At 32.8% G+C, this 13,391-nt stretch carries 11 protein-coding genes and 2 tRNA genes; 7 read left to right on the top strand and 6 right to left on the bottom strand.

Annotated features, from left to right (window positions below):
- The 6 genes from L6Q46_RS07695 to L6Q46_RS07670 all read right to left on the bottom strand — a co-directional run.
- A partial coding sequence (locus tag L6Q46_RS07695; RefSeq protein WP_291283822.1) for an Ig-like domain-containing protein occupies nt 1–1,558 on the bottom strand: 1,558 nt, incomplete at its 3' end.
- Between the two features lie 285 nt (nt 1,559–1,843).
- The gene (locus L6Q46_RS07690) at nt 1,844–2,131 is read right to left on the bottom strand and encodes a GIY-YIG nuclease family protein (protein WP_291283821.1); all 288 of its coding nucleotides are present in this window, start codon (nt 2,129–2,131) and stop codon (nt 1,844–1,846) included.
- Between the two features lie 46 nt (nt 2,132–2,177).
- A tRNA-Asn gene (locus tag L6Q46_RS07685) sits at nt 2,178–2,251 on the bottom strand.
- Between the two features lie 36 nt (nt 2,252–2,287).
- Nucleotides 2,288–2,361 (bottom strand) — tRNA-Asn (locus tag L6Q46_RS07680).
- 72 nt (nt 2,362–2,433) lie between these two features.
- Nucleotides 2,434–3,759: an RIP metalloprotease RseP gene (gene rseP / locus L6Q46_RS07675; protein ID WP_291283820.1), complete on the bottom strand. Its 1,326-nt coding sequence runs from the start codon at nt 3,757–3,759 to the stop codon at nt 2,434–2,436.
- Nucleotides 3,760–3,829: 70 nt separating this feature from the next.
- Nucleotides 3,830–5,758, bottom strand: coding sequence for a M1 family aminopeptidase (locus tag L6Q46_RS07670; protein WP_291283819.1), 1,929 nt, complete (start codon nt 5,756–5,758; stop codon nt 3,830–3,832).
- A gap of 244 nt (nt 5,759–6,002) precedes the next feature.
- Between L6Q46_RS07670 and serS the strand changes: the two genes are divergently transcribed.
- From serS to L6Q46_RS07635, 7 genes are all read left to right on the top strand, one after another.
- The gene (gene serS / locus L6Q46_RS07665) at nt 6,003–7,274 is read left to right on the top strand and encodes a serine--tRNA ligase (protein ID WP_291283818.1); all 1,272 of its coding nucleotides are present in this window, start codon (nt 6,003–6,005) and stop codon (nt 7,272–7,274) included.
- Nucleotides 7,275–7,348: 74 nt separating this feature from the next.
- On the top strand, nt 7,349–9,130 hold the full coding sequence (locus L6Q46_RS07660; protein WP_291283817.1) for a tetratricopeptide repeat protein: 1,782 nt from the start codon (nt 7,349–7,351) through the stop codon (nt 9,128–9,130).
- Between the two features lie 55 nt (nt 9,131–9,185).
- Nucleotides 9,186–9,512, top strand: coding sequence for a DUF4286 family protein (locus L6Q46_RS07655; RefSeq protein WP_291283816.1), 327 nt, complete (start codon nt 9,186–9,188; stop codon nt 9,510–9,512).
- A gap of 1 nt (nt 9,513) precedes the next feature.
- Nucleotides 9,514–10,293 carry a 16S rRNA (adenine(1518)-N(6)/adenine(1519)-N(6))-dimethyltransferase RsmA gene (gene rsmA / locus L6Q46_RS07650; protein ID WP_291283815.1) on the top strand — a complete coding sequence of 260 codons (780 nt, stop codon included), beginning with the start codon at nt 9,514–9,516 and terminating at the stop codon, nt 10,291–10,293.
- Nucleotides 10,283–11,635 (top strand): magnesium transporter, encoded by a 1,353-nt coding sequence (gene mgtE, locus L6Q46_RS07645; protein WP_291283814.1) that lies wholly within the window; start codon nt 10,283–10,285, stop codon nt 11,633–11,635. The genes rsmA and mgtE overlap by 11 nt, the downstream gene beginning before the upstream one ends.
- Before the next feature lie 67 nt (nt 11,636–11,702).
- A complete protein-coding gene (locus L6Q46_RS07640; protein ID WP_291283813.1) occupies nt 11,703–12,233 on the top strand; it encodes a hypothetical protein in 531 nt (176 codons plus the stop codon).
- 12 nt (nt 12,234–12,245) lie between these two features.
- The coding region (locus L6Q46_RS07635; protein WP_291283812.1) for a DUF4139 domain-containing protein at nt 12,246–13,391 on the top strand (1,146 nt) is incomplete at its 3' end.

The raw sequence follows: 13,391 nt of genomic DNA, 5'->3' as shown, positions 1-13,391 counted from the left end.
CAACAATTCCGTTTTTAACTGCAACACTTGTAACTCCACCGTAAGGGTTAATATTTACAGAGTTGATTACTGAAAGATTGGTTGGATTTGAAAAATCGATAATATCTAAATATCCTGCTACTGCACTCGTAGTAAACAAACGTTGCGATGCAGCATCATGTACTACGATTTCGCAAGTACTAGTATTAGCTCCTGAAGGATCAAAACTTCCTATGTAATTCAATTCGATTTGGTTATTTGGAATTGGAGCCTGACTATCATTATCAACGATATAAATAGTATTGGTTGGAGTTCCCGAAATTGAAATTCCAGATGCACTTTCTAAACTTAACACGAAATATTCTGAATGCTGTTCTTCTAAACTGTCATCAATAATTGGAATATTAATAGTTTGAGTTGCTGGTGTTGATTCTGTTATGAAAATAGTTTGCGATGCTATTGTAAAATCAGCATTATCTGCGGTACTAAATGGTGCCGATTTTACTACTAAATCTACCAAACTAGTTGCTGGGTTTGCAACATTTAATACCAATGATAACGTTCCTTGATTTTCGTTTACTGTAATGAAATTTGAAGCAAAAGAAATACTAGGATTTGCTGTTGTGAAAATTCCAGATTGTGTAGTTGTAATTCCGTTATCATTTAAATCTTCAACTGTATTTGCTAATAGAGCAACATAATACGTTTGATTAACTGTTAAATTGGCAAGTGGCGTTATAGAAATTACATTACCTGAAATTGTAGCATCAAATGGAACGATTGCTCCAGCTGCATTATTCAAACGTAATTCAACCAAAGCGTCAACATTATTATTGTCGATTACACTATTATCTGCTAATCTAATGGCTTCGTTAAAAGAAATTGTTGGAACTACATTTGTAGCAACATTAGTAGCATTGTTAACAGGCAATAAAGTAACAATTGGTGCAATAATATCTGGTCCACCAAAAACAGTTCCTTCTAAAGTAAAGTTATCAAATCTATTATTCCCAACAGTTCCACCTGAACCTTGTTGAAATTCCACTTTCAATTTAAAATTTGGATTATTATCGGTAACGTCGATTCCTGAAAAATCTAAAGTTGCTAATGCTGGATCTCCGTTATTTGGAATCACATTAGTAAAAGGAAGATAATTTGTTCCATCAATGGAATACGACCATACTTGCGTTCCTGCTCCAGAACCTGAACGACGAGTAGCAAATTTTACGATACAATTTTCATAACCCGTAGTTGGTAATGTAAATTCTAAAGCGCCACCTATAGGATCATTAAAACGTAAATGTGTTCCTGAAGGATCACTGTTTCTTGCGTTAATATTTAAAACATTAAAATTTTGCCCTGTTCCATTAGCGAAATCAATTACGCTAATTCCACCAGGAATGGCATTTAACGTTGCACCTCCAAGTGTTTGACTTGGCGCTGTAATTGTCGCAATTGATGAACTATTATTAAAGTTCCAATAATGTACTAATGTTTGTGCGTAAGTAGTAGAAACAAACAATACCAAAAAAAGCGACAAGATGTTGCTTTTCCTTTTTACTGTGTAATTTTTATTCATTTTTGTGTTGATTAATGTTGCACAAAATTGAATTTCAAAAGTTATAAGGAAGTGAATTAAAAAATAAGAAAGTATTAAATTACTACTATCTATTATTTTCTAAAGGTTAAGCGATAATATTTTAATAATATTATGGAAAAGATTCGATTTCATTTTGATAATATAAAAAAAGAGCAACACTTTAGTATTGCTCTTTTTGCTCCCCCTTCCCGATAGCAATCGGGACAAGCAATGGGCTCGAACCAATCCCGATAGTTATCGGGACTCTGATTAATAGTCAGATGCTCATCTATATTTTTCTAGCAATTTAAATTTCATCTCGGGGTATTTAAGCAAATTTTGAATATAAATTCTGCTCTTCATTGATTTTATATGCTTCTCAATCGATAAGCCTTGATGTTTAGTTTCACATTCAATAGTGAAAATCAATTCCCAATCATCTGCTTTAAAAGTGAATTTTCTTGATTGAGTATCATTTAAATGAAATTCTAATCTTTGAATAAGATTTTCAGTAAAACCAATGTAATGTTTATCCAATTTTTTTGAGTAGAGAATGTAAACCGTGTTATTCATTTTACAAAAATAAAAAAATCCTAACCATTTCTGATTAGGATTTTTGCTCCCCCTCTTGGGCTCGAACCAAGGACCCTCTGATTAACAGTCAGATGCTCTAACCAACTGAGCTAAGGAGGAATCACCTCAAAGGTTTATATTGTGCTTAAAAGTTTGCTCCCCCTCTTGGGCTCGAACCAAGGACCCTCTGATTAACAGTCAGATGCTCTAACCAACTGAGCTAAGGAGGAAGTTGTATATCTTTTAAGCGAGTGCAAATATAAACTGATTTTTTGTTATCGCAAATTATTTTATTGAAAAAATTACAAAAGTTTATCTACTACCAATTGATAAATATCTTTTCCGAAAGTTAAAGCCATTAAGGTCAACAAGATAATCATTCCAAAGGTTTGAACATACCCTGCTACTTTGTCTGATAATTTTCTTCCGGTAATCATTTCAACTATTGTAAATAAAGCGTGTCCACCATCTAATCCTGGGATTGGCAACAAGTTCATAAAGGCTAATCCGATTGAGAATAAAGCCGTGAAATTCCAAATGAATTCCCAATTCCAAGTATCTGGTAAACGACGAGCAATTCCGATTGGACTTTGAACGTGTTTGTAAGCTTCTGTTTTTGGACGTAAGATTAATTTGAACTGTTTTACATTATAAACTAATAAAGACCAAGATTCTTTTACTGCCGCGGGAACCGCTTGACCGAATGACAATTTATTATTTACTTCGTAATCTAACTTATCTAAAGCTTTATTAATAAATCCTAATTTTCCTTCTTTATCAACTTTAGCTTTCAATTCAACCATTTGAGTTCCTCTTAAAACAGATAAAGAAATGCTGTCATTTTTATGTTTAGAAATTCTTTCCTTGAACTCATCATAATACCTAAAAGCAGTTCCGTTTAAAGCTTTGATTCTATCTCCTTTTTTTAAACCTGCTAAATCAGCTGCCGATTTAGGAACTACAGAATCTACTACGGTATTTGAAAAACGAGGACCAACAAATTCTTTTCCTTCTTTGCTAATGATTTCACCCTTCATTTCGTCGGTTAAAACCACATCCACAATAGAACCATCACGCTCTACTTGTACGTTATCACCTAATAAAACATCTAATGTCATTCGGTTAAAACTTGGTTGGTGTTTTCCGTCAACAGCTAAAATCTTATCTCCATTTTTAAATCCTGCTTTCTGACCTACTTCTCCAAAAGCCAATCCATTTTCTTGAATTTTTGCTGTTGAAATATATTTTTGACCAACAGTTGCATACATTATTGTAAAAATCAACCAAGCTAAGATTATATTCACGATAATTCCACCCAACATAATTATCAAACGTTGCCAAGCTGGTTTTGAACGAAATTCCCATGGTTGTGGTTCTTCATTCATTTGCTCAGTATCCATACTTTCATCAATCATTCCTGAAAGTTTTACATAACCTCCTAATGGCAACCATCCGATTCCCCATTCTGTTTCACCTATTTTCTTTTTCACTAAAGAAAAACCAGCATCCATAAACAAGTAAAATTTCTCTACTCGTACTTTGAACATTTTAGCCGTTATGTAGTGACCAAATTCGTGAAGGATTACTAAAACTGATAATATGAATAATATTTGTGCTACTTGAATCATTTTTACGCATTTATTTAAACGACAAAAGTAAGGTTTTCACCTTACTTTTCATCATTATTTTATTTTGGAACTATTTTTTTATAAAATTTTTATGAATTGCACCTTCCGAAGTCGTGATTTTCATCACATGCATTCCAGAACTTAAATTGTCAATTCTGAAATCTGCTGTTTGATGTGTTGCTAACAATTGTCCTAAAGTATTATAAATTTCAACTTTTTCTAATTGTGTAGTTGTTGGCATCATAATATGTAATTCGTCATTTGCAGGATTTGGGTAAACTGAAATTGTTTCTTCTAACTCAAAACTATTATTTGATAATGTTGTTGTATTACTACTTGAAATAATATGTTTGTTAGGATCAAAAACAACTCCTGTTACCAAAAACGGAACAGCCACCACAAATTGCTGCCCGTTTGACGTATTGTTAACCACCACATCGTGTGTAACACCTCCTGCCCCAGTTAATCTAATTTCTAAAGGCATTTCAAAAAAAGAAACACTAGAATGCGATTGAGTTTGATTTACCGTAATTCTTGCTTGTCCTGAACCTAATGTTTGCACATTTATTGTATAGGTTGGATAACCTTGCATGTAAACCCAATCATTAAAAAACTCATCTAAGCTACTTCCGTGAACTGCTTCTAAATGTCCTTTTAAATCATTTGTTTGCGCATAGGCATAAGCTAAATTGGTATCATTTAAATAATTTTTTAACGCTTGGAAAAAATTAGCATCGCCCATAACCCAACGTAACATATGAGTCACCATTGAACCTTTATTATACGATAAACGGCTACTAAAAATTCTATTCACATTTAAAGCCTCGGCATCTGTTAGATATAAAGCACCTCCTGCTTGTGATGTAATATTTGATATTTTTCCGTTTTTCCAAGACACAAAAGAGGCATCACCATCCAATTCTTCTACCATAATTCCTGCTGTGTATTCTGTTAAACCTTCATTTAACCAAATATCCTTCCATGAACCGCATGTAACTTTATTTCCAAACCATTGATGTCCTAATTCATGAGCAATTAAACTTCTGCCCCAACTGTTCATTGACGACATAGTTGCGTGCTCCATTCCGCCTCCCCATCCAAACTGTACATGACCATATTGTTCATTTCTGTAAGGATAAGGTCCGAATTTTTCTTCAAAAACATTCATAATTGGAACAGTCACATCAATCGCATTTCTATTTGTTACTGTATTACTTTCAGGGTAGAGATAGTTATTTATTGGAAAAAATGGACTCTCAACTGTCCCTAAACCTGCCTGAATATTATAAGTTGTATAATTTGTAACATTTAATGAAATTAAATAAGCTGGAATTGGATAATTATGTTTAAAATGACGCGTTGTATTTCCTCCAGAAGTTACAGAGCTTTGCAACAATCCGTTTGAAACTCCTATGTAAGTATCAGGACAAGTAATATACATATCAAAAGTTGCAATTTTATCATTCAAATCTTGTTTACAAGGCCACCAATCTCTTGCTCCGAATGGCTCTGAAAGTGTAAAAATAACAGGCGTTCCACTATGTGTACTTCGAGTAAAACCTCCTTCTGCTTGAGGTGGTGAACCCGCATAGGTAATTTCAACTGTTGCACTATTTCCGGTTGTTAATGTAGATGGTAAATTAATATTTAATTCATAATTACTTTGGTTGAAAGTAAGATTTGAACTATTCATTGTTACCGAACTTACAACTAAAGCTGTTGCCATATCAAAAGTTACAACATCCATATTAGACAAAGCGGTAAAGGTAGTTTTAACAACACCACTAATGTAAGGTGTTGTATTGTTTGGGTTTACTGTAAAACGTAATTCGTGATACGTTACATCATAATTTTGAGTATTGGGATTTACTCTGAGATTTTGCAACGAAGAGGCGGATTTCATTTCCGCTTCTATCATTCTATCAAATTCAGCATTATCAGTTTGGGCAAAACCAATAAAACCAAATAAGATTAAGAAACTTAAGGTAATTTTTTTCATTTTGTGTAGGTTATAAGATTTTGGGAGCAACTTTTAAGTAATTTAACTTTATTAAAACCTAATAGAATTAAGCTTAAAATTATCAATTTACATAAAAATCAAGCGAATATACAATAATATCTTTATTTTAATAAAGCTTTTCATAAGAATTTCATTAATTTACAAAAACGCATAAGTGAAATTGTTTTTTATGTATTATCTGAATCCAATTTCTTAAATTTGCATCCTTAAAATCCTATATATTATGTTACAGATAGCGTACATTAGAGAAAACAAAGACGAAGTAGTAAAACGATTAGCTAAGAAAAACTTAGATGCTAAAAATGCGATTGAAGAAGTTATCGCATTAGACGAAAAAAGAAGAGCAACTCAAGTGGAATTAGATACTATTAAATCCGAGTCGAATAAGCTATCCAAAGATATTGGTGATTTAATGAAAAGTGGCGAAAAAGCAAAAGCTGAAATCTTAAAAGAAAAATCAGTTCAACTTCGTGAAAAAGACAAAGAATTAACCGAAGTTTTGAATACGTATGCCGCTAAATTACAAGAGGAATTATACAAATTACCTAATTTACCAGCCGACATCGTTCCGGAAGGAAAAACTCCTGAAGAAAATCTAAACGTTTTTCAAGAAGGCGATATTCCAAAATTACACGAAGGCGCTTTACCTCACTGGGAATTAGCAAAAAAATACGATTTAATTGATTTTGAATTAGGTGTTAAAATCACAGGAGCAGGTTTTCCAGTTTACAAAGGGAAAGGTGCTAAATTACAACGTGCTTTAATCACTTATTTCTTAGATAAAAATACGGATGCAGGTTATCAAGAATACCAAGTTCCACATTTAGTAAACGAAGCTTCAGGTTTTGGAACAGGACAATTACCAGACAAAGAAGGTCAAATGTACCATGTAGGTGTGGATGACTTATATTTAATTCCTACAGCAGAAGTTCCAGTAACGAATATCTTCAGAGATGTTTTATTAAACGAAAATGATTTACCAGTTCTTTGTACAGGATACACGCCATGTTTCCGTCGTGAAGCAGGTTCGTATGGCGCTCACGTTCGTGGATTAAATCGTTTACACCAATTTGACAAAGTAGAAATCGTTCGCATTGAACATCCTGATAAATCTTACGAAGCGTTAGATGGCATGGTAGAACACGTAAAAGGAATTTTACAAGAATTAAAATTACCTTACAGAATCTTAAGATTATGTGGTGGCGATATGAGTTTTGCTTCTGCCTTGACGTATGATTTTGAAGTATATTCAACAGCACAAGAGCGTTGGTTAGAAATTAGTTCGGTTTCTAATTTTGAAACCTTCCAAGCAAATCGTTTAAAATTACGTTTCAAAGACAAAGAAGGTAAAAATCAATTGGCACACACGTTGAACGGAAGTTCATTAGCTTTACCAAGAGTATTAGCTGGAATTTTAGAGAACTACCAAACACCAGAAGGCATCGTAGTTCCTGAAGTTTTAAGAAAATATACTGGATTTGATATCATTAACTAAACGTTAATCTTTATAAAATAATGTACTAATTTGACGCTAAAAAGTGTTACTTTAGTACATTATTTGTTTTATTTATGTTGCAAAAAATAGCTTTTTTCATCTTGTTTTTGTCCTCGTTTTGGGTTTCGGCACAGAATGAGGAATTGGCTATGGACTATTTTGAAAAAGGCGAATTTCAAAAAGCACTGACTTTATTTGAGGAAATTTCGACCAAACAACCTTCGAATTATTTCTTTTTTCAAAGAGTAATTGATTGCTACCAACAATTGCAACAATATGAAAAGGCAGAAAACACCATTACCAAACGAAAAGACAAATACAACCAACCTTTGTTGTATATTGAATTAGGTTACAATTATCAACTTCAAAAAAACACCGAAAAGGCGGATAAAAATTACGAATTAGCCATACAAGAAGTTGAAAAAGAGCCAAATTATGCCTACCAAGTCGCCAATTCTTTTGAGAAAAAAGTATTGTTGCCTTGGGCGTTAAAAGCGTATGAAACCGCGCAAAAGAAAAACCCAAATCTAAACTTTGATTACCAAACCGCCATGATTCAAGGACAATTAGGTAATTTGGAAGTTATGTTAAATAAACTATTAGATTACGGCTTCAATACGCCTGATGGAACTCCAATGGTTCAAAATCAGTTAACCCGTTACTTAATGGACGATTCTGATGGTTCTTTTGCGGCATCCATTCGAAAAAACTTATTGCTTAGAACACAAAAATCGCAAGATGTATATTGGAACCAATTTTTGAGTTGGTTTTTTGTACAGCAGAAAGAATACGGAAAAGCATTTATTCAAGAGAAAGCCGTTTACAAGAGAAATCCGGAAAGCTTTTACAACATTGTTACTTTGGGAAGAATGGCAATGGAAGAAAAACAATTTGAAGACGCCAAACTGATTTTAGAATTTGTTTTAGAAAATACTCAGGATTTAGAATTACAAATGAAAGCCCATCATTTTCTAATTTCCATGGAAATGGAATCAGCGCCTTCAAAAGACTATCCTACTATCGATTTAAAACTTCAAGAGTTATTGAAAAAATATGGTATTAGTCCGTATTCGTTAGACTTGCAAATTCTTTCGGCTCACTTTAAAACGTTTTATTTAAATCAATCGAAATTAGGAATTGAGGTATTACAAAGCACTTTGAAACTTCCTTTAAATGTTAGAGAACAATCAGAAGTTAAAATGGAATTGGCCGATATTATGGTGTATGATGAAAAATTCAATCAAGCTATTTTGTATTACGCACAAGTGGAAGACAATTTGAAAAATGATGTTTTGGCTCACGAAGCCAGTCTAAAATTAGCCAAAGCCAACTTCTATAAAAAAGATTTCGATTGGACGTTGCAACAAGTAAAAGTTTTAAAACAATCGCCAAGTTTGTTAATTGCAAATGATGCGATTGAAATGTTTTTGCTGATTCAAGATAATTCTGCCGAAGACAGTTTACGAGTAGCACTTCAAGCCTATTCAACAGCGGATTTGAAATTGTATCAGAATAAAAAAGAAGAATCACTCCAACTCTTTTTAGCCATTTTACAAAAACACAAAGGCGAAAGCATCGAAGAAGGAACATTGTTTAAAGTGGGGAAAATTTACGAAGAAAAAGACGATTTCAACAAAGCCTTAACTTATTATCAAAATATTTTAGACAACCATAAAGATGGAATTTATAAGGATGAAGCTTTATTCTTTTCGGCAGAAATTTATAGAAAACATCTTTTAGACAACGAAAAAGCAAAAGCATTATATGAAAAAGTAGTGTTAGAACATCCCGATAGCTTGTATTACACCGAAAGTAGAAAACAATATAGAACGTTGCGAGGTGATTCGACGATTTAGAGAAAAGAAGAAAGAAACAAGAGAAAAGAATTATTTAAACGATTAAACGAGAATAATGATTATATACAACGTAACCATAAACGTAGACGAAAGCATTCATTCCGCTTGGTTAAAGTGGATGCAAAACAAACATATTAACGATGTTTTAGCAACAGGTTTATTTACCAATGCTAAAATGGTTCGCGTTTTGGTTGAAGAAGAAATGGGAGGAACAACTTATGCTGTTCAATATTTTACAGATTCCAGAGCAAAATTAGAAGATTATTATAAAAATCACGCACCAAGGTTACGCCAAGAAGGCTTACAACTTTTTGCGGACAAAATGTTAGCTTTTAGAACGGAGTTAGAAGTGATGGAAGAATTCTACGGAGAAACGAATTAAAATGGAAAAAGTAACCGCAAAAAAACACTTAGGACAACATTTCCTAAAAGACGAAAGCATCGCAAAAGACATTGCCGATACTCTTTCGTTAGAAGGCTATTCTAAAATTTTGGAAATTGGTCCAGGAATGGGTGTTTTAACCAAATATTTATTAGACAAACCAACCGAAACCTTTGTAATTGAAATCGATAAAGAATCGGTGGAATATTTGGGCGTTCACTATCCAAAATTGGAAAATCATATCATTTCAAAAGACTTTTTAAAATACAATTTAAACGAAGTTTTCAATGGCGAACCTTTTGCTATCATTGGAAATTTTCCGTACAATATTTCGACACAAATTGTATTCAAAACCTTAGAAATGCGCGATCAAATTCCGGAATTTGCTGGGATGTTTCAAAAAGAAGTAGCAGAAAGAATTTGTGAGAAAAAAGGCAGCAAAACCTATGGAATTTTATCGGTTTTAGCACAAGCTTTTTATGAAGCGGAATATTTATTTACAGTTCCGCCAGATGTTTTTAATCCACCACCAAAAGTAGATTCAGGTGTGTTACGATTAAGAAGAAAAGCAGATTATTCATTACCATGTGATGAAAAATTATTCTTCCGAGTAGTAAAAACCGCTTTTCAACAAAGAAGAAAAACCTTGAGAAACAGCTTAAAATCGTTCAATTTTTCTGATAATTTAAAATTAGACACTATCTTTGACCTCCGTCCAGAACAATTGACGGTGGAACAATTTATAGATATTACCCAAAAAATAGCAGCCGATGGAGTTTAAAATCAGCAGAGAATTTCTATCTGAAATAGAACAACTTATAAGTGAAAACAAGTCGCAAGAATTACTTTTGCTTCTTGAAGATATTCACTTTGCTGATATTGCCGAAATCATGGAAGAACTCGATGATTATGGCGCTGCTTATATTTTTAACACCTTAGATTCTGAAAAAACAGCTGAAATTCTTCTAGAATTAGATGAAGAAGTTCGTGAAAAAATCTTACGCAATCTTTCTCCAAAAGAAATTGCAGAAGAGCTTGACGAATTAAGTACAGACGATGCTGCCGATATTATTGCCGAATTACCACAACACAAAAAAGAACAAGTAATTTCGGAATTAGAAGACGTTGAACACGCCAAAGACATTGTAGATTTATTACGTTACGATGAAGATTCTGCTGGTGGTTTGATGGGAAAAGAGTTGGTAAAAGTCAACGAAAACTGGAACGTTTTAACTTGCGTAAAAGAAATGCGCGCACAAGCTGAAAATGTTTCAAGAGTACATTCAATATATGTAGTTGATGATGAAGAACGATTAAAAGGTCGTTTATCATTAAAAGATTTATTAACTACCTCAACAAAAACACCTATTAGCGATGTTTACATCAAAAAAGTAGATTACGTAAAAGTAGATACAAAAGATGTAGAAGTTGCCCGAATCATGCAAAAATATGACTTGGAAGCCATTCCGGTTGTAGATGAATTAGGAAGATTAGTAGGAAGAATTACCATTGACGATATTATTGATGTCATCAAAGAAGAAGCCGACAAAGATTACCAGTTAGCAGCGGGTATCTCGCAAGACGTAGAGGCCGATGATAGTATTTTAGAACTAACAAAAGCACGTTTGCCTTGGTTGGTTTTAGCTTTATTTGGTGGATTTATTTCCGTACACGTTTTAGGGATTTTCGAACCAGTAATGGAATTACATCCTGAATTATTTTTCTTTACACCACTTATCGCAGCTATGGCTGGAAATGTTGGAGTACAATCTTCTGCGATTATTGTGCAAGGTTTGGCAAATAACACTATTATTGGTCCGGTTGTAGAACGATTATTAAAAGAACTTTCGTTGAGTTTATTGAACGGAGTCATTCTTTCTGTAATCTTATTAGCTGGTAGTTATTTCTTATTAGGTTACGAAATTCATGTAGGTTATACCGTTTCAATTGCTTTACTTTCGGTAATTATTATGGCGTCATTAATTGGAACTTTTATCCCAATTATCTTAAATAAATATGGAGTTGACCCTGCATTAGCAACTGGTCCGTTTATTACTACAAGTAATGATATCTTAGGGATTTTGACCTATTTTACGATTGCTAAGATTATTCTAGGAATTTAATTTCAATTACTTCCCAACCTTTTCAATTTTATTTCACTCTATACTAGAAACACCAAAGTTTATAGAGATGAAAAAAATAATTTTAACATTCCTTTTGTTAACCTCAATAGTATCATTTTCACAAGAAGAAACTAAAGAGCGATTCTTGTTTGAAAGAAAACTCAATCAGGTTTCTATAAATGATTCTATTTCCAAACACACAAAAATCATTAAAGAAATTTCGATTCCTTCAAAAATTGATTCCATATCCTCTGACTCAAAATGGGAGCTTTTATATTTGCACGAAACAGGATGGCAAGAATCAATGCCAAATAATCCCTATAAAATAAATAATTTGTACATCGGAAAACGAAACAACATCTTTACTGGTAAAGATTTAAAAGACTTCTTTCAAACAATTGGTCAAAAAGAAATTCTACTTAATCAACTCCCGTCTGAATTATCTTATATAAACAGAGGAGCTCCATTAAATGGAAAATTCACAATTATTTTTCTAAAAAATAATCATATTACTTTACAATACATTCACAGTTATCCTAACGGAAATCAATCGAGTTGGTTTAGAAAAACAAATTATTATTTAAAAAGAATTAACTAAAAACTATATCAAATGAAAAAAATATTTTCACTATTAATCGTTCTGGTGTCAGCAATCACATTTGCACAAAAACCAATTTTTACTTCGGCCAAAATTAAAAGCGCCACTATTTATAGTAATTCTGCAGAATTAAACCACACGGCTTCGGCTACAATTCCTTCGGGAATTAGCGAAATTGTCATCAAAAACGTTGCTGATTATGTAAATGAAAACACCATTCAAATTGGTGCTCCAGCTTATGTTACGGTTTTATCGGTTCAGTTTACACGAAATTTTATTTCGGAATATGAAATTGATGAAAGTAATCCGATGATAAAAAGAGTTCGTGATAGCATTATGCTCATCGAAAAAGAAATGGGGAAAATTGCCAATGAAAAAGTTTCTTATTCCAAAACCATTGATTTATTAGATAAAAATCAAAACGTAGCGGGACAAAATTCGGGTTTGAATGTCACCGAATTAATCAAACTAGTAGATTATTATCGAGCGAAAAGAAATGAATTGAGCAATTTGGTTGATATTCTTATTGAAAAAGAGAACAAGTTAAAAGACAAACTATCAAAACTGAATTCTAAGTTAGAATTGAATACTCAAAAACAAGAAAAAACATCACAAGGGAAATTGGTTTTACAAGTTATGACTGATGTTGCTAGTTCTGTAAATTTGGACATCAATTACCTTACCAACAACGCTTCGTGGTCACCCTTTTATGATTTACGTGCTGATAACATCAACTCGCCAATCAACTTAATGTACAAAGCAAAAGTAGTGCAAAACACAGGAATCGATTGGAAAAAAGTAAAACTAACACTTTCAAGCGGTAATCCAAATCAAAATAACACAGCTCCTATTTTACAAGCTTGGTTTTTGAGATATGGTTATCCAAGAACATATGGATATGTAAATGATGATACTAAAATGAATGAAGTAGTAGTTACTGGTTATGGCGTTAAAAAGGATGCAGCACCTCAATCATCAATATCTAACTACACAACAATCAACGAAAACCAATTAAATGTTTCTTTTGATATTGATATTCCTTATGATATTTTATCCAATGGAAAAGCGCATAGTGTTGCCTTGAAAGATTTAAAATTACCAGCAACTTACAAATATTACGCAGTTCCAAAAGTGGAAAAAGAAGCCTTTTTGTTAGCT

The sequence above is a fragment of the Flavobacterium sp. genome, assembly GCF_023151265.1.
In the GTDB taxonomy this organism is placed as follows: domain Bacteria; phylum Bacteroidota; class Bacteroidia; order Flavobacteriales; family Flavobacteriaceae; genus Flavobacterium.
The sequence above is the reverse complement of the archived record's forward strand: the minus strand, read 5'-3'. Positions and strand labels throughout refer to the sequence as shown.

Coding starts and splice junctions, on each gene's coding strand:
- serS (WP_291283818.1), top strand. CDS start 6,003: ATGTTACAGATAGCGTACATTAGAGAAAACAAAGACGAAGTAGTAAAA.
- L6Q46_RS07670 (WP_291283819.1), bottom strand. CDS start 5,758: ATGAAAAAAATTACCTTAAGTTTCTTAATCTTATTTGGTTTTATTGGT.
- L6Q46_RS07660 (WP_291283817.1), top strand. CDS start 7,349: ATGTTGCAAAAAATAGCTTTTTTCATCTTGTTTTTGTCCTCGTTTTGG.
- rseP (WP_291283820.1), bottom strand. CDS start 3,759: ATGATTCAAGTAGCACAAATATTATTCATATTATCAGTTTTAGTAATC.
- mgtE (WP_291283814.1), top strand. CDS start 10,283: ATGGAGTTTAAAATCAGCAGAGAATTTCTATCTGAAATAGAACAACTT.
- L6Q46_RS07655 (WP_291283816.1), top strand. CDS start 9,186: ATGATTATATACAACGTAACCATAAACGTAGACGAAAGCATTCATTCC.
- rsmA (WP_291283815.1), top strand. CDS start 9,514: ATGGAAAAAGTAACCGCAAAAAAACACTTAGGACAACATTTCCTAAAA.
- L6Q46_RS07690 (WP_291283821.1), bottom strand. CDS start 2,131: ATGAATAACACGGTTTACATTCTCTACTCAAAAAAATTGGATAAACAT.
- L6Q46_RS07640 (WP_291283813.1), top strand. CDS start 11,703: ATGAAAAAAATAATTTTAACATTCCTTTTGTTAACCTCAATAGTATCA.